This window comes from Providencia sp. TYF-12, assembly GCF_041344805.1.
Taxonomy (GTDB): domain Bacteria; phylum Pseudomonadota; class Gammaproteobacteria; order Enterobacterales; family Enterobacteriaceae; genus Providencia; species Providencia huashanensis.
In genome coordinates, this window is sequence record NZ_CP166833.1 from 1,226,730 (window position 1) to 1,242,740 (window position 16,011).

Here is a 16,011-nt window from a genome sequence, read left to right on the forward strand (position 1 = left end):
CTGATGCGCTGCGCGATAAATTAAGTACGCGTGCGCGATAAATGAAATCTAACTTTATTTCATCAGGAGAAACTATGTTTCAATTTACAAAGTATAAATAACAAAAGACCTCTGTGTGAATTCGAGGCCTTTTGTTATGCAAAAATATTTTCAGTTAATCAAACTTGGAATTATCACAATAACCATTAATTAACATGGACTTTGTATTACCTACTGCAAAAGTGATTTGTGCACCTTTTTCTATTGAATTCCCTGACGCTCTTGCTATTCCTCCAGATAACTCGATGTTCCCAGTGCCCGCTTTGAATTGAGAGTTAAGATACATGTGGGTAACACCAGCGCCAGAATACCTTCCTGCGCGTATTCTTGATGCGTTGTGACACACTATTCCTTTTCCATTTCTGCCATCCCCTGCGTATCCATCGACGTTTAAAGTGTCACAGTTATTTAGCGTCAAACTAAAGCTCGATGGGCTAACGAAAACAGCATCAACTATTGAGTTATTAAAAGTGAAGTTGGCTGTATACCCCGTTGTTGCTTGATATATATCTGCAATATCAACGTTTAATGTAATGCCCGTTCTTGCAATAACCGCAGATGGGATTGAAGATGGGAAGATGTTTCCTGTGACTTCAACAGACATATCCCCGTAAAACCCTGTCGCGGCTTGACCCGGTAAACGCATGGGGTTAATCCTTACAACTCCTGAGCCAGCGGGTATTCTGACATTTAAATCAACAATTTTAATGAACTGAGGCAGCTTACGACTAAATGTCGTTTGACTCGTTGGATATCTGAATAACTCAACAACATTCACCGTTGGTGCAGCATTATTGTTCGCAGAAGCTGTTAGTGAACCGCCGTTAATGATAATTCTTCGTGGGTAAAAGACTTCCCTCCCAAAATCAATATTATCTGCGTGCAAGCGAACGATGCACGTTTCTGCATCCGTTAATGCTAAATCCCCACAGTTGAGTTCAGGATTGTCAACAATGATATCGCCAACCCACTCCGAGCCATAATCTGCTCGTAAATCAATTAATGCGTTCACGTATCCCGCAGTACCACCGATACCGACGCAAAACTTTTTACAATCTCTCGCTGTTAATGTGCCTCTGCCTGAGATTTGAATCGCTTTTTCTTTAAGAGTGCAACGCTCAGCAGTGAAGTTAAAAGCTTGTGCATGAACTCCCACGCGAGCGCATGTAATGTCAGTAGCGAAGCCATCGCGAATAGTGTTACCGTCCATTAACCCCCAATCCCCAGCACCGTGATAGTTTCTAGCACCTTGACGTATCACTGAGCCGCCTGAAATTCCATAAGCACTTGCGGTTTCAAAGTGGTTGCTGTTATCAACTGCAATTGCATCTAAGACATTATCCCTGCAATTATGAGGTTCAAAGTAAGTGACAATACGATTAACAGTGCTACTATCTGTTCTTTTAACTCCGCTTGCGTTAACAGTGACATCATTGCGCGTTGAGTAGACGAATGATGCAATCAGTGAGTTTCCGATTGTGATCGAAGGCGCATTAAATATTAATTTGCTTTTTTCAAGTTGGTTAACAACAACTGAGACTTGGGTTGTCATTGTGTAAACCAATGGGTGACTTAGTGTACCCCCTTTCCTTACTTCAACAATATCTCGCTTATAAACGGGCGAGTTTCTATCACCGTTTCTGTAAATATCAATATCTTTCGAGTTAATTGATACGACAGCGTTTTCGTAAATAGCCAGCTCAGGAACAACAGTGTTTCCACCGACAAAGTTTTGATTATTAACATTCACTGTTACAAGGTCGGTTGTAGGCTTAACGCTGAACATCTTGTTAATATTCAAGTTATCATCGAAAACGAACTCTGAACCTTTTAAGTCCACATCCGTTTTTACACTGACTTCAACGGGTTTAGATATACGAAACTTACCGCGATTTTGCTTTAGCTGCACGCCAAGACGGTTAGCTGCTAAATGGGCGCGGACTATTGCATCTTCTGACGGCTCTATGCCAGTGATATCAGCGCCGGCAATTTCATAAGAAATGTACAGTTGATTATCCAGTACTTCTCTGACAAATCGACCTGTTCCACTGATAGGCGCTATAATCATAACTCCATCATCAACATCAGAATTATTCGCTTCATATCTAAAGAAGCCACCACCGTAGTTCTTTTCTTGATGATAAGACAAGACGAGAAGGCGATCTTGATCATTGAAGATACGTGTATCTAGTTGCCGTAAATCATTAATCGAATCGACCTGAGCCGTACTCAGCCCCCCAACTCGCATCCAAGCACCAATGCCAATGCCACCTAATTCCATTGGCGATGAATTGGCGGGTACTGATTTTGGAAATTCACCAACCCAACGATAAAGGACGTTTTCTTTCTCAAATAAAACAAGTTGAAAAGGTTGGGTGAGTGACTTTATTTCGAGTAAGCCCGATTCAAAACTCCCCGTTATACCGTATCCCTTACCCAAGACAAATAATTTACTGGCTAGCACTTGCCCGTGGTCAACAATCAGTTGCACCGCAGCAACATTGTCAACTTTAACAACAATATTAATATAAACTTGGGTTTTTGCGCCTGAATCTGCTGATGGGATATAGGTTTCTGGGTACTTGCCCACCGCAACCAAACCACCTTTTGCATCAAATAACCCAATCTCACGAGCTGTCCAGTCTCCATCTTCAATATCGTGGGGGATAATGGCTTCTGCTATGACTTGGCCTTGAAGTTCATCATCAGTACGCAAATCATTTAAATCACCACGCCACCGCTCATTACGCAGGTTAGTCTGCTCTTCGACAGGCTCATAGTAGGAACCTCCACCATCACCCACCGCCATGTGCGGAATTTCAAGGGGCTTTTGAGCAGCAAGCGCTTCTGCTAAGGCGGTTTTACCGTAGTTAGTCAAAATAGTGTAAAAAGGTTTCATAATGCATCCTTGGGGTAAACTGTGGTAATCGTGCCGCCTACGGCGCCTGTTGTAATGATTGGCTCTAATGAGCCTTGTGATGAATGCGTGATTGGACGGCTAATGACATAGCGACCATATTGACCAAATAAATCGTTAACGGGTCGAGTCGTATCCAGTAGCCCGTCAGCATTGAGTTCAAAGCTGCTAAGTGTGGTCGCGTTATTAATCAGTTCTAACACATCCGTCACATCAAATTGCAGGCGATACAATTCAACCAGCACAGGTGACATATCTTCAGCGAGATTGACCGCCTCATAACGCAACACCAGCTCTAGCGGTTTGTTGGTTAGAAATGGAATAGTGTCACTGCCTGCATATTTGTAATGCACGGTAATGGGTTGAACGATTGGGGTTTTGATGATTTCTAACGTGCCGAAATTTCCGTCAATACGATAATCAACACCATCAGCTAACCCAGGTATCACCACATCCCATAAATTCACCTGCTGTAATGCGTAACGGCCGCCCGCAACCAAGCCGATGGGTAAGACTTCTTTCGTTGCACGCGCTTTGGTTGAGAGCGTTCGACCAAAAACAGCCAACGCGATATTGTCTGGTGAAAATGTGAAAAAGTTCGCGCTCACTTGGCATGATTGATGCGTGATGTGCTTTTGGGTGTTATGCACAATGCCTTGCTGCGCGTGCTGTTTCATCTGCGAACGACTCGCAAAAGAGACGGTGAATTGGTCAACGTCGCCCACCCAACGCAAGTTGAGCGGCTTGCCTGGCTGACGAACAGCCAGCGACACCTTACCTTGCCCATAGAAGTAATCAGACATCGGTCACCTCCATTTCAATCGGTTCTTCAGGCTCAATCACAATGAGTCCCGCAGGCAGTAACGTGGTAAAGGTTTCTAGCGAACGACGGCCGTTACACTCAGTCCAAATCTGTAAATAATGCGCTTGCGCATCTCGCGATGAGGTACTGGAGTCATAAGGCAACACAACATGGTTATCAGTGAGTATTAACGACCATACGGGCTCAGTTTCCCCAAGCGCCGTTAGCGTCAGGTGATATTGCGTGCCAGGCTCGGGGCCAATATCGTCCATCGAACAATCAATGAGGCGGTCGACTTGTAACACGCGGTCACGGTGTGCCCAGGTCATGACGTACTCATCGGCTTTTGCGACAGTTACGGGATAGTGCTGGTTATTAATGGCAATGCGCCCTGGTAAATACGGCCGAGACTGTCGTCCCGTGAAAGTCAGTGAAGACACTTGCGCCAATCCAGGCTTTAAGGTTTCGGCGGTCGTTTTGGTGAGCAAGCGCCAGTTAAGCGACTCACTTTCTAAATACTCTTGCGTGCTACCTTCAATCCCTTCCGACAAGAAACGTAATACCGTTCCGCCATTGTGATGAACGGGCAGCGTGTCACCACATCCTCGGCCGACAATCAAGGTTTTATTCCCTTCATCCACCGCATCAATGCGTATAAGCTCATCACCCAACCACGCAGGGCTGCCCACCATTGGCACCACATTGGATTCAATCAAGAGCTGCGTATCCAGCACATTCACCGCTTGACGTAAAATCCCGCTAGGTGTCCAATCAGGTTCACTGACCGTTTGCCACTCCATGCCCTCACTTTGGGTTTGCAATAAATAGCTGATGGCCATGTTATTGGGTTTGGTGGCCATGACTGACAAATAACTGGATGCGGCATGAAGATAGTCCAAATCAGCAGCGGATAATTGACGAGCTAATAACGCATAAGGCACTTCAAACGCTTGACTATCGGTAATGGGTTGCGCTGCACCATCGGGCGGCACCCACGTACTACCTTGACCGCCGCTACTGTAAGAGGTCGCTGGTAAGCCAAATACATCTTGCACCGCTTTGATTTTTAAGCTGCCATTATCGCGCTCTTCAATCGACCCCACACGCAACACCATGTTATCAATGTTGCGGTCAGGCAAATGCACACGAAACACCGACGCAGGCGCTAACACGCCACCGCGACGGTCAAACTCTAAGATGAGGCGCGTTAAGCCTGAAGCGCTCACTTGGAGGTCACGTTGTGCGGCGCGGGCGGCCAGTTCATGCGTCGGAATACCCATATATTCGGTGCTACTGGAAATTAACCCGACAGATTGAATCGCCCCCAAATTTTGGGCGCGCACTTCGCCATCGGTATGAGTCACAGGGTCGTGATAGGTGATAACGAGTTCATTCGGTGCCGCATCACTGCTGGTACTGTCATCATCTTGTACCGCAATAATGCCGTTGTCATAGGTGAACAACGGTAACTCATCCACATTGTAATCATCACGAAGTAGCCTTAACACCAATTTGCCCGTGTTTAAATCCCCGTATTGGGCTGCACCAATATGATCTAATATTTGCTGCACGAAATTATCTAAACTGGTTTGACGGTTATAACGCAAACACAAGCCAAATCCTTCATGGTGCAAGGTATCTGCCGCTTTACGGTAGCTGTCGAGGTTTAAATCATCCAGCGATAAGCCGCGACCCCAATCACGGTTGGTGGCGCATTCCACTAAGATATGGGCTGCGTTATACGCATAAATCGTGCGTAGGTTTTGGATTTGTTCAGGCGTTAGATTGGCTTCATCATCCAGTTGGCCTTCAGGGTTCGACAACATAATAAAGGCTTTTTCGGGATACCAGACATTACTATCCCACCCTTTAAGACCACGACGTACACGGTATGACCACGGTTTGGGTGAAGCGGCATAGCTGCTCACCATCCCTGAAAATAAGGTGGTAACGAGGCCACGAAAGCCAGGCACCAAACCTGTCAATAGCTTGCGTAAACGTTCGGTCGGAACTTGGTCAGGCTCACCCATCATTACTTCAAGTGTGCCGCGAATACCGCCTTCACCGCCTGTGTCTGTACCCCCAAAGAGATTTGGCTTATCGATATAGACCGAGGTGCTTTCACTGATTTGGCCTTGGGTGCCAGCAAACACGGTTTTCTTGTCAGCCGAAATCGCCACAATCTCATCGACGGGACCACGACCTAAACCTGCTTGAATATCCCAATAATAGGTATAACCAACGGTTTGTTTTTTGCTGCCGCCACCTTTGCCGCCACTACCCATTGTTCTCTCCTTGGCGAGCTTCAGCCAGTTCAACAATTTGAATCGCCAGAGCATCACCTGTGCCTCGTAAGGCTTCAGCGTCAATAAAACCATCTTTAATAAAGGCATCAAAATCGAGGTGATAACGCTTAAAAAAGGCTCTTAATCCCCAAGCACAGCCGCCACCGCGACGAATGTCATTCATGGTAATCTTCATCGTGTACCTCTACTTACGAATAGCTTCATAGCGATAATTGCCATACGCCAAGACAAACCAATCATCCGTCCAGCAATCCCCAAAAAACACACATTGCGGCGTGCCTTCTTTCGGCTGTGGGTAATCCCAATCTTCTGAAGATGCCGCTTCTGTTTTAGAGGTGCGTTGTTTTGGCGCCATGACTGTGCTTAAAAAATACGAGGCCACAATCACTGCCACGTATTTTGCTACCGTCCACCACATAAGGATTCTCCTTAAAATAACTTCATAATTTCGTAAGGGGATTTCCCTGGCATGTGCGGTTGGCCGCCATAGTTCAGGGTGTTATTGAATTTGTCATTGCACGTTTTAATGGTACGGTCGCAGCCTGGGAATAAATTCACTCTCATACCCACGGCAAGGCGGTCAGTGCCCCCAAAGAGTGACAATTGATTGCCGCTATGAACCCGTAAGCCACGGCGTTCGGTGTAACCGTCATCGTCCCATTCGATGTACCCGCCACTGAAATACCCATCGGTAAAGGTGCCAGGGAACGCAACGGTGATAGTGGCACCATCAAGCGACACAATCGGCACGGAAGGCACCATCACGGTGAGTGGATTAACACGGCAATGATGGTCATACAGCGCATACGGACAGGCACGACCATAGGTCAGACGTAAACCGCTACGGGTAAAGGTACTGCCAACACTGGCGGTGATAAGTTTGGTTTGGTCTGCACTTTGGCGTTTAACTTCCTTAATCGTGCCGAGCCATACAGTACGAAACTCGCCCGTGTCATCCTCGACGTGCCAACGGTGAATAAGCACCTTCAGGGGACTGGATGGCGGTACGCCACGAAACAATTGCGCCACTTCCGATACGGACGGCACTGTCACTTCGAGGCTACCACCTTCACCCGTGCGAATGCCGTTATCACTGATAGCTAATGGCAACCACGTTTTGCCATCCAGCTCAATCGCTTGGTCGGCATTGGTGTAGTAAAACCCTTTCGCGTCATTGCGCATAAAGGCATACAAGGAGACAGGTAAGCCATTGGCGGTTGAATATTCAAATTTATTCCAGCTCATCACGAACCCCTCTAAAAACCGTTGAAACCTCAGTCACGCCATCACGGCCGCTGTGATACGTAATCGTTATGTCATCCGTATTTTGGCGGCATAGCGTCATAAAGCTGATGCACTGAATGTGCTCAATGGCAGGCGGCGCGATATCTAACTGAAGCCGCTCAAATTCACCGACTTGCTGTACGTTGATAATGCGGCCATACATGAAAGTGCCGTCAACGAGCTGCACCGCCAAATCACGGCGACCTTGTTGATATTGAATAAGCGATAACCCCGTATTGATGACCGAGAGTTGATACCCGTTCACCGCAATAGCAGTTAAATCATCGGTTTGATGGGAGACCCATGCAGCACGTTGACGACCTCGCAACCACATCAAGCGCTGACGTAATAACACTTGGCTTTCAATGCCAGATAAGAGCCATTGATGATGCTGAAGGTAAAACGCACGCTTGGCCGTATCTGTCCGAAATGGTAAGCCGTAGCCGTTATCCAGCTCTAACAATTGGCGTTGGTACTCGGCTTTGCGGTCTTCTTGCCAATCGGCAGGAAAATCCCACACGGGAAAACCGCGATAGCTTACCGATGGCATCGATGCCGAAAACGGGTTGGCTTGCTGTAATCGGAAACGGCATTGCAAACGTGAGAGTGAATCTGTAAAGCGCGTCACAGGCGGCATGTCTGTCAACATGGCCAACGCAACGGGGTATATCACCGCGCCCGCGTACCAGGCTTGGTTTAACGGGGAAACAGTAACGGTATCCGTAGATAACGCAATAATCGGCAATAGTGCCACTTGCCCATGTTGGACAAGGTAAAGATGGCTGATACCCTCTAACAGTACAGCGGCGTTCTCATACGCAAAGGTCGTTTGTCCTATCGCTAAATCGGTTTGCAGTAACGTACTTTCCGTAAATAACGGCAGTGACCAAACGCCAGCACCATGCATGGCGAGTTGATTTTCAAGCTGCTGACGCTCACCATCACCGACCAATACGGAAAACTCAAACTGACGACGGGGCGTTATACGTCTTGCCACGCGCTGCTCAGCACCCGTAGGCGAAATATGCACGTCAGTTTTCCAAGAGAGCGTTTCGGTTACACGCTCTGACCAATCAGGTGAATACATCCATAATGGGTTCATTAATCTACCCCCAAAGCTTGGCGTAACGTGTCTTTATTTGAAGTGATAAAGGTCATCAACGTGCGCTCACCCGCAGGGGTATTCATGGCCGCACTGAGCACTTCATTGGGGTCAATAATGAGTTTTTGTTGCAGGTTGACAGGGGATGCCGATGCACCCGCACTACCTTGAGACTCAGCAACGGAAGATGGTAAAGAAGGTGCAGAATATTGGGTAAAATTGGGTGCAGAAACCAAGCCACCCTCCGAGAAGCCTGGCAACAAGCCATTATTCAGCGCATCAAAGAAGCCCACACCAAACTGGTCAACAGCGGCTGCGCGCATCACAAACTCACCATTGGAAAGGCGAGTCATAATACTGTCGGAGGTTTTTGTCCCCGGGCCAATCACATGGCCACCTTCCGCAAAGCCCATTCCTAAGCCTTTTAATCCCGCACTGAAGGCATTGGATGCCCCCCCTGCGGAGCTGGCTGTCATAATGGCGGTGGCTAGCGAAGTCGCCCCTGCGGCAAACGATGCCGTTAACGCTGTGGCCAGTGCGGTCGTGCCTGCGGTAAACGCAGTGCCAAACATGGCAGCGCCCGCGGTGGATGAGGTAGTAATGGAGGTGGCGTACATGCTCGCACCTGCGGTATCCGACGCAGTTTTGGCGGCCGTATCCGCACCCGTGCTGAATAAGTTGCTCATCCCATCCATCGCCATACTGGCCAGATTACGGGAGGCCACTTGTGCCATGCTGTTAACAATACTTTGACCGAGGTTCAATACGGCATCACTCAGCGCCAATGTGCCGTTGGCTAAGCCATTGAGAGTGCTTTCAATACCGTCTTGGAAACCTTCTTTAAATGCACCCACCAGTTCATCGGTCGTCGATTGCAGCACCAGTAACTCATTTTCCAGCTCAACCAACATCGCTTGCATTTGTTGGCCCGTTTCACCGGGTAATTGAGTCATTTCACGCAATAGCGGCAGATAGGCTTCAATTTGTGCGCCCGTCTGTTTATGCAGTTCAACCAGTTGGCGGCGACCTTCCAGCTCCGAAATCAAGCCAGCATCCATTTGAGTTTGAATACGGCTTTCTTGCTGGTTGCGTAGCTGCTGAATACGGTCAAACTGCGCCTTCAGCTCATCGGCTCGCGCTTTGGCTTCTTGGGCAGGTAACAGTTTATCTAACCAGGCTAATCCTTCCTGATTGCCGGACTGAGTGAACTCTTTACGCATGGCATCGGTACTGGTTCGAAGCATCAGCAATGTCGCATCCAGTTCTTGGCCTGTGGCCTGAAGGTATTGCGCCTGAAGCTGGGCATTTTTCGCCGCGTTAGCATCGGATTGCACTTTCTTTTCTTCGGCAGCAATAAGCGCAAGTGCGGCTTCCGCCCGCATCTTATAAGCCCCAGTCAAGCCTTTTTCGGCTAGCTCGTAAGCACGGACTTCTTGCTGGTTTTTACCCAGCAATGCCGCTTGCTTTTCCAAGCCTTTGACGTAGCTTTCAGTCGCTTTGGCGGCGGATTCAGCCTGACGTTTCGCTGACTCCCGATTCTTTTTATCTTCGTTCGCTTTGTCGATTTGTGTTTGCAATTGAGCCAATTCATCAAGGCTGGCTTTGAGTTTGTCGATTTCAGCAGGAGTACGTCCAGCCATTACTGCGGCAGTTATCACTTTATCAATAAAAAGCTGCAATCTCTCTGAAGCGGTATAGGCAGCGTTGGCGAGATCTTTTTCCAGTTTATCTTTGGTTTTGCCAATTTCACCTTCCAATTGGGCAAATTCATTTCCTTTATTTATAGATTCTTTTAACTTTGAAATATCAAGACTTGCAGCATTAATAATGTCAGTAAATGCCTCACCCAGTAAGCCTGTGCTATCCGTCACGCCTTTGAAATTACCTTCAACTTCTGTTGCTAGGCTTTTTCCACTTTTTCCAACAAACTCCAATGAACGCGCTAACTGATCATTGAGTCCAGTACTGACTTTTGACTGAGCCTCATTTAACCTATCGAGGTTTTTACTCAGCTCGTTGATCTGCTTTTCGGTCTCTTCCAGCTTTTTACTGGACAGATAGATACCAAAGCCACTTTCCGCAGGGTTACGTGACATTCCATCAATTTGCGCTCTCAAGCTATCGGCTTTCTTTTGCAGCTCCGCCAGTTTTTTAGCGTCGCTTTCAATGGTGGCGGCATTACTCTGTTGCTGTGAATAGGCGTCACCTAGCGTGACACCTTGGCGGAGTTGCCCTTGGGCATCAATCAGCGCATAGGTTTTCTGGGTTTGGTCATCCAGTGTTTGAATAGTTTGTTTGTGCTGTTGCTCAAGTTGGGCTTCGCGCTCTCGCGCCGCTGCATAGGCACTGGTTAACCCGCCCACCGCGAGGGTGACACCTGTGATGGCGAGCCCCATTGGGCCGCCCATCAAACCGAGTAAGCCACCGCCCATACGACCAAGCAAGTTACGCTGTGCGCCAATCGCGCCTGTTTGCGCGGCTTGTAGGCTTTTCTCTGCGGCGGCTTGTTGGGTTAAGGCCGCCGTTAAGGCTTGTTCGGCTTGGATACGTTGCGCTAAGTTAATTTTGCCACTGGCGCTGGCTCTCGCCAGTTCCGCTTGCGCAGAGGCGACTGCCGCTTTAGCCTGGACATGTTCCGCTTCAGCAAGCAATAAGGTTTCAAGGCGCTCAGCGCGAGCGGCTTGGGTCGCCGATAAGAACGCCGCGACCTTACGACCCGCGACAGCCACTGAAATCGCAACGACGGCAGTGGCCAAAGCAGATAAATTACCGGACAACTCAGAAATAATCGTCGCAAACAGTTTGGTCACACCGAGGGCATCATTGGTGCCGCCCACAAAATCGACCCAGGCGTTAGACATTTGCGCTGTCGCGCGCGCAATCGTAAGGGGCATTTGGGCAAATTCCGCATCGATATCTGCCGCACCGTCTTTTAAGGCCTTAAACACCACATCCGTGGTCAACTGGCCTTGCTCGGCCATTTTACGCAGTTCACCTTGGGTTTTCCCCAACGACTTTTGGAGCATGGTCATAATGCGCGGCATCTGTTCTGCCACCGAGTTAAACTCTTGGCCGCGCAGAACGCCCGAGGCTAACGCTTGACTAAGCTGAATAATGGCCCCAGAGGCTTCTTGAGTGGTTGCCCCAGACACTATAGCGGCTTTATTAATGGTACTGGTGACCTGCATCAACTCGGTTTGGCTCGCGGAATCTTTCATGGCACGGGCTAAACGGGTATAAAGCTCCGTTGTGGAGGCAATACTTTGGCTGGTTTCATTCGATAAGCGAATAACCGATTGGAACGTGAGTTTGGCTTGCTCATTGGAGGCCGATACCAGTTTAATGCGAGCAGACAGATTACTGTATTCATCGGCAGTTTGCCCCAAACCCCGGATAAAGCTGGCACCAAACGATAATCCCGTTAACGCGAGCGCGGTATTTTTTAAGCGTGTAAATTGCTCCGAAAGCGCCTGGCTTTTGTTCGTGGTGTCATCAATGGATTTTCCCGCCTGTTTTGCACTTTGCTCAACGGCTTTAAAGCCTGTTGCACCTTCTGAAATCTTGCTTAATGCTTCACGCTGCGCCAAGATTTTTTTGAGGTTATCACTGTACGTCTGCTCATCCAGTAAGCCCGCATTGAACGATTTCCCCAGTTGGGCTTCCATGTCATCCAATTTACTCAACCCTTTAAGGGTCGGGTCAATGCTTTCCAACAGTGTATCGAGACTGGCCGCCAGTTTGGCATTCTCTTTTTCGTGTTTGGCGGTGGCCGCAGCGGCTTCCGCTTCCAGTTCTTCTTTGGTTTTGACAGTTTTATGGTAGCGGTTGAAATTGTTCGTTTGCGCCGCCGTTAAGGCTTGGGAATCGGCAATTTCCTGTGCAACCCGAGAGGCTTGTTGGTCACTGACTGACTTTAATGCATCTTCAAGTTGCTTCAACTCGGTGTGAGCCGATTTCAAATCCGCTTGAATTTTTAAGCTAAGTTCAAGATTTTTGTTGTCGGCCATGTGGGTATCCAAGCCCCGTTAACGGGGCATTAAAAGTTGTTTAAAACGATTAAGGTATGCGCTCAGGCTTTTACCCCCAGAAAAACCGACCCCAATGTCTTGGGTGCGGTTTTGTCGCTCAATTAATTGCTGTTTCTGGACTTCTTCATAAAACAGGGTTAATTGTCTGGCTGTGTAATGGGGGAGTGCGCGGTAGTCGTGTCCGTGGTCGATAAGACAGGCGAAGACGCTTGCCCAATCAACAGGGCTTGCTTGGCTCTTGCCATTTCGACCATTTTCTCGCGCAGCGCACTCCGGGTAAAAAAAGCCGCATTGACACCCCACCACACCATCAGTAAGGCATCGCTGTCTTCACCTGTTAACGCACTGACCCATTCGACAGACTCACTGCACGACACCGCGGCAACCTGAATCACTTCATTGGCGAGTGTGCCCATCAAGTCGTACAGTTCATCCAGTGTCACTTCCGCATCTGGCGAGTTGAGCATAAGCGCCTTAAAGCCATCACTAATGGCTTTAAGCGGCGCGCGGTACTTGAGCTGCTCGGCTAACGTGTACTCATGCACCACCACCTCTTTGCCTGCCAACGTCAACGTGCGCTCGGGGAGTAAAATGGCTAATGACTCACTCATGCTAAACGTCCATTGACATACGTTAAGCTGCCAAAGCGACCCATCGCATCATCTGACTTACGGGACGTATCCATCAGTAAGCCCGCTTTGGTTTGTAAGCCAGCTAAACTGGTGTCGTTATTGATAAGCCCTAAGTTAGAAACGGGGTCGAACTTCACTTTGTACAGCTCTAAAATCACGGACGCGTCTTCTTCCGCTAAGTTGACACCCTCATAACGCAAGAAACGCTCTTTCGGTTTTTGGGTAAACAGCGAGGTAGCGGTATTTGCACTGTACTTATAAGCCGCTTCAGGAGCAGCGGTTTGGTCTTTGGTAAACGTGACTGCCCCAAAAACTTCATCGAGCAGATAGTCTTCATCGAGTACCAGTGGAGAGCCAGAGGCCGTCAGTACGACATCAGAAACACTGGGGTGAGCCAAGGTGTAACGCTCACCCGCTTTAATATTGGTGGGGAATTTTTCCCCAGTGACGGAGCCCGCGGCAGTTTCAATGGTTTTGCCATACAGCAATAACGCCAAGTTTTCACCGGACAAATCATGCCAGGTCATGTCGATTTCACCGGAGTTCCCCAAGGAAATGCGACGGGTGATCCCTTTGTGGCCTGTGTAAGATTCTTTGTGTTCGATTTTCTCTGTTTCGAGTGACACACTGAATTCACTCACATCACCAATAAAGCGCTGCGCTAACGCACGACCAAATTCATCGCGCTCCGCTAAAAAGATTCGGCCTTGACCGTAGTAATACGTTTCAGGTTGTTGCATTAGTGTTCTCCTTTCTCATCGGTATGAGAAACTGTCGATATGGGGGAAAGCACAATTGCGCTCTCCTCAATCGTTTTTTTGTTCACGTTGGATTTGGGTGTCGAGGGCAGTTTTGCGATACCTTGCGCCTCTAACCAAGCCTGCGTTGCCGCATCCACATGCAGTGATTCGCCTTTGGCGTAGAATTTTCCTGCATGGGTATGTGGCTGAAGTAAAATAAGCGTTTGCATGGTGTTACCTCTTCGGTTGCCCAATCACATGGAAAACTTGATAGCTGTCCATCCACACCAGTACACCATTGACAAAATCGACCACTTGACCGCCGACCAATTCAATGGGTTTGGCGGTACGCGATGGCGTCCAACCAATCAACTTGCCCCGTACTTCGCCAATCAGCGGTTCAAGGACTTTTTTTGCTGAGTTGATATCCGTCTGCTGACTGGATACATCCCGCACAATCATCACCACTCCAAATGTGGACACCATGCCATGACGGATTGCGGTAGCATCGGTAGCACGCTCATGAGAGAGCAACGCATAAGCCGCTGGCGTTGGGGTATTGAGCAAATCGGTGATTTTGCTGTATTCCGCCATTGTGCCAAGGTGTTTTATCGGGGCAGTTTGCCCCGTTAATTCACTCAATTTTGTTTGGATCAGACCAACATCAAACGGTTGCCAGTTCAAAAGTGCCTCACTTACCAAAATGGCGTAATGTATGGGTATCAAAGGTTCTTGCTGGCCCTTTATGGCGAGGTTTCCCACCCGCAGGCGGTAACGGGTCATCAAGCCCTAATGAGTAGCGGCCATCGGCAACCTTCTGTAAAAAGCCCATCGCGGCTTTGTAATCACGAACAACCGGGTCGGTTTGCTCAGTGCCCTCGCGATAGCGAAAGGTGTGATAGCGGGCAATCGCCCGCGCCCACGCGGTCAACTGACGAGGAATGCGCGATAACGGCAATTTCAACCCGCGTTGGCGTAAAAAGCCGTCAATCATGGATTGCGTATCCTCAATGACCCCTTGCAAACGTGATAAGGCGTCATCGGCTTGAGCCACTTCATCCGGTGTCCAATCATCAACGGGTTCACTGTTCGCTCTGGCCGTCAGTAGCAGAGGGGACACAGGATAGTGATTATCCTGTGCCAGGTTTTGACTTAACTCGACTGCTCCAGGTGTGTCACAGAGCTGGGCAGCCGTAATGTAAGTCACCGCGCCCATTATTCAGTCACCGCATTTTCAAAGAAGAAGCCCAAATCTTTAGCCGCAATCACTTCTTTAACGGATTCACCGACACGGACGATTTGACCACCGCGCATACCGATATTCGGGTCGGTGATGGTGCCCGAGGTTCGACCGTTCCACTGCGCCGTGAAACCAAAGGTGGTGCCACTTTGGGAATCTGCTAAACGGTCACGGTAGAGGAAAGCCGCATGATTTCCCCACGCGCGTTGCATGTTCGGATTTTGGCCTCGTTTAGCGATATTGACCCACGCTTCCCCCACATAGATTTGTTCGAGCTCTAGCAGCTCAGCAAGGAAAGTGAGGGGAACCATGCCCGAATCACCGAGCGTACCGTTAAATGCTTTCACAATTTTCGGGTGACGGCGCAATATCGTGGCAACGCGGCGACCCAATACGCCGATGGATGGGCGCATAATCACGGTATCAAGGGCATCCATGATACTCACAGCCGGATCGCTATCAGGTTTACTCCACGAATCACCCGCCGCAACAGTCTCTCGGTTCTTCGCGTTATAGCTGTTTTTGTCAAACACCAAGTTGGCCGTACGGACTTCACGGTCGAGTAAAATCAAATTGGTGGTTTGCTCAGTGGCACGCCCCAATGGATTAATGTGCGGTTGATTTGCCGCATTATCGATATCCGCTTGGGGAACTGGCGCATCTAACGCGTGGTCTTGCGTCGATTCGGTTTCTTCTTTCCCCGTAAATTCCACACGCGTCGGCTGGCTAGTACGACCCACTAAAGTATTGGGAACCGTAAAGCCTTCTGATAGCGTGTATTTGGTGTATTTAAAAGACTGCGTACCCACGGGTACGCGTGGTAACACGTCATCAGCAATCAAACGAGCATTGCGATAGGCGATGGTGATAGCAGTCAGCTCTGCATCAACCGGAAATGGTGCAATTTGTCTTGTCATAATA

Annotated in this window: 15 protein-coding genes; all 15 read right to left on the bottom strand. The window is 48.8% G+C overall.

The window, feature by feature from the left end:
- Positions 1 to 154 precede the first annotated feature (154 nt).
- A complete protein-coding gene (locus ABE954_RS05355; RefSeq protein WP_371025759.1) occupies positions 155 to 2,938 on the bottom strand; it encodes a phage tail protein in 2,784 nt (927 codons plus the stop codon).
- The gene (locus ABE954_RS05360) at positions 2,935 to 3,759 is read right to left on the bottom strand and encodes a hypothetical protein (protein WP_371025760.1); all 825 of its coding nucleotides are present in this window, start codon (positions 3,757 to 3,759) and stop codon (positions 2,935 to 2,937) included. Before ABE954_RS05360 ends, ABE954_RS05355 begins: the two co-directional genes overlap by 4 nt.
- Positions 3,752 to 6,043, bottom strand: a complete 2,292-nt coding sequence (locus ABE954_RS05365) for a phage tail protein (RefSeq protein WP_371025761.1) — start codon at positions 6,041 to 6,043, stop codon at positions 3,752 to 3,754. Before ABE954_RS05365 ends, ABE954_RS05360 begins: the two co-directional genes overlap by 8 nt.
- Positions 6,036 to 6,239 carry a hypothetical protein gene (locus ABE954_RS05370; protein WP_371025762.1) on the bottom strand — a complete coding sequence of 68 codons (204 nt, stop codon included), beginning with the start codon at positions 6,237 to 6,239 and terminating at the stop codon, positions 6,036 to 6,038. The genes ABE954_RS05365 and ABE954_RS05370 overlap by 8 nt, the downstream gene beginning before the upstream one ends.
- A 9-nt stretch (positions 6,240 to 6,248) precedes the next feature.
- The gene (locus tag ABE954_RS05375) at positions 6,249 to 6,482 is read right to left on the bottom strand and encodes a hypothetical protein (RefSeq protein ID WP_371025763.1); all 234 of its coding nucleotides are present in this window, start codon (positions 6,480 to 6,482) and stop codon (positions 6,249 to 6,251) included.
- Positions 6,483 to 6,493: 11 nt separating this feature from the next.
- A complete protein-coding gene (locus ABE954_RS05380; RefSeq protein ID WP_371025892.1) occupies positions 6,494 to 7,198 on the bottom strand; it encodes a phage BR0599 family protein in 705 nt (234 codons plus the stop codon).
- Positions 7,165 to 7,293 (bottom strand): hypothetical protein, encoded by a 129-nt coding sequence (locus tag ABE954_RS05385; RefSeq protein ID WP_371025913.1) that lies wholly within the window; start codon positions 7,291 to 7,293, stop codon positions 7,165 to 7,167. The genes ABE954_RS05380 and ABE954_RS05385 overlap by 34 nt, the downstream gene beginning before the upstream one ends.
- A gap of 2 nt (positions 7,294 to 7,295) precedes the next feature.
- Positions 7,296 to 8,450: a hypothetical protein gene (locus tag ABE954_RS05390; RefSeq protein ID WP_371025764.1), complete on the bottom strand. Its 1,155-nt coding sequence runs from the start codon at positions 8,448 to 8,450 to the stop codon at positions 7,296 to 7,298.
- Positions 8,450 to 12,457 (bottom strand): tape measure protein, encoded by a 4,008-nt coding sequence (locus tag ABE954_RS05395; RefSeq protein ID WP_371025765.1) that lies wholly within the window; start codon positions 12,455 to 12,457, stop codon positions 8,450 to 8,452. The genes ABE954_RS05390 and ABE954_RS05395 overlap by 1 nt, the downstream gene beginning before the upstream one ends.
- A gap of 158 nt (positions 12,458 to 12,615) precedes the next feature.
- Entirely contained in the window at positions 12,616 to 13,089 is a 474-nt protein-coding gene (locus ABE954_RS05400) for a DUF6631 family protein (protein ID WP_371025766.1), read from the bottom strand.
- The gene (locus ABE954_RS05405) at positions 13,086 to 13,850 is read right to left on the bottom strand and encodes a hypothetical protein (protein WP_371025767.1); all 765 of its coding nucleotides are present in this window, start codon (positions 13,848 to 13,850) and stop codon (positions 13,086 to 13,088) included. The genes ABE954_RS05400 and ABE954_RS05405 overlap by 4 nt, the downstream gene beginning before the upstream one ends.
- Complete coding sequence (locus tag ABE954_RS05410; protein WP_371025768.1) at positions 13,850 to 14,080, bottom strand: hypothetical protein; 231 nt, start codon at positions 14,078 to 14,080, stop codon at positions 13,850 to 13,852. The genes ABE954_RS05405 and ABE954_RS05410 overlap by 1 nt, the downstream gene beginning before the upstream one ends.
- 4 nt (positions 14,081 to 14,084) lie before the next feature.
- The gene (locus tag ABE954_RS05415) at positions 14,085 to 14,534 is read right to left on the bottom strand and encodes a hypothetical protein (protein ID WP_371025769.1); all 450 of its coding nucleotides are present in this window, start codon (positions 14,532 to 14,534) and stop codon (positions 14,085 to 14,087) included.
- 7 nt (positions 14,535 to 14,541) lie between these two features.
- Positions 14,542 to 15,066: a phage protein Gp36 family protein gene (locus tag ABE954_RS05420; protein ID WP_371025770.1), complete on the bottom strand. Its 525-nt coding sequence runs from the start codon at positions 15,064 to 15,066 to the stop codon at positions 14,542 to 14,544.
- A complete protein-coding gene (locus tag ABE954_RS05425; protein WP_371025771.1) occupies positions 15,066 to 16,007 on the bottom strand; it encodes a phage capsid protein in 942 nt (313 codons plus the stop codon). Before ABE954_RS05425 ends, ABE954_RS05420 begins: the two co-directional genes overlap by 1 nt.
- Positions 16,008 to 16,011: the final 4 nt, after the last annotated feature.

Excerpts from the sequence above, each read along its gene's own strand:
- ABE954_RS05355 (WP_371025759.1), bottom strand. The coding sequence starts at position 2,938 with ATGAAACCTTTTTACACTATTTTGACTAACTACGGTAAAACCGCCTTA.
- ABE954_RS05360 (WP_371025760.1), bottom strand. The coding sequence starts at position 3,759 with ATGTCTGATTACTTCTATGGGCAAGGTAAGGTGTCGCTGGCTGTTCGT.
- ABE954_RS05365 (WP_371025761.1), bottom strand. The coding sequence starts at position 6,043 with ATGGGTAGTGGCGGCAAAGGTGGCGGCAGCAAAAAACAAACCGTTGGT.
- ABE954_RS05370 (WP_371025762.1), bottom strand. The coding sequence starts at position 6,239 with ATGAAGATTACCATGAATGACATTCGTCGCGGTGGCGGCTGTGCTTGG.
- ABE954_RS05375 (WP_371025763.1), bottom strand. The coding sequence starts at position 6,482 with ATGTGGTGGACGGTAGCAAAATACGTGGCAGTGATTGTGGCCTCGTAT.
- ABE954_RS05390 (WP_371025764.1), bottom strand. The coding sequence starts at position 8,450 with ATGAACCCATTATGGATGTATTCACCTGATTGGTCAGAGCGTGTAACC.
- ABE954_RS05395 (WP_371025765.1), bottom strand. The coding sequence starts at position 12,457 with ATGGCCGACAACAAAAATCTTGAACTTAGCTTAAAAATTCAAGCGGAT.
- ABE954_RS05400 (WP_371025766.1), bottom strand. The coding sequence starts at position 13,089 with ATGAGTGAGTCATTAGCCATTTTACTCCCCGAGCGCACGTTGACGTTG.
- ABE954_RS05405 (WP_371025767.1), bottom strand. The coding sequence starts at position 13,850 with ATGCAACAACCTGAAACGTATTACTACGGTCAAGGCCGAATCTTTTTA.
- ABE954_RS05410 (WP_371025768.1), bottom strand. The coding sequence starts at position 14,080 with ATGCAAACGCTTATTTTACTTCAGCCACATACCCATGCAGGAAAATTC.
- ABE954_RS05420 (WP_371025770.1), bottom strand. The coding sequence starts at position 15,066 with ATGGGCGCGGTGACTTACATTACGGCTGCCCAGCTCTGTGACACACCT.
- ABE954_RS05425 (WP_371025771.1), bottom strand. The coding sequence starts at position 16,007 with ATGACAAGACAAATTGCACCATTTCCGGTTGATGCAGAGCTGACTGCT.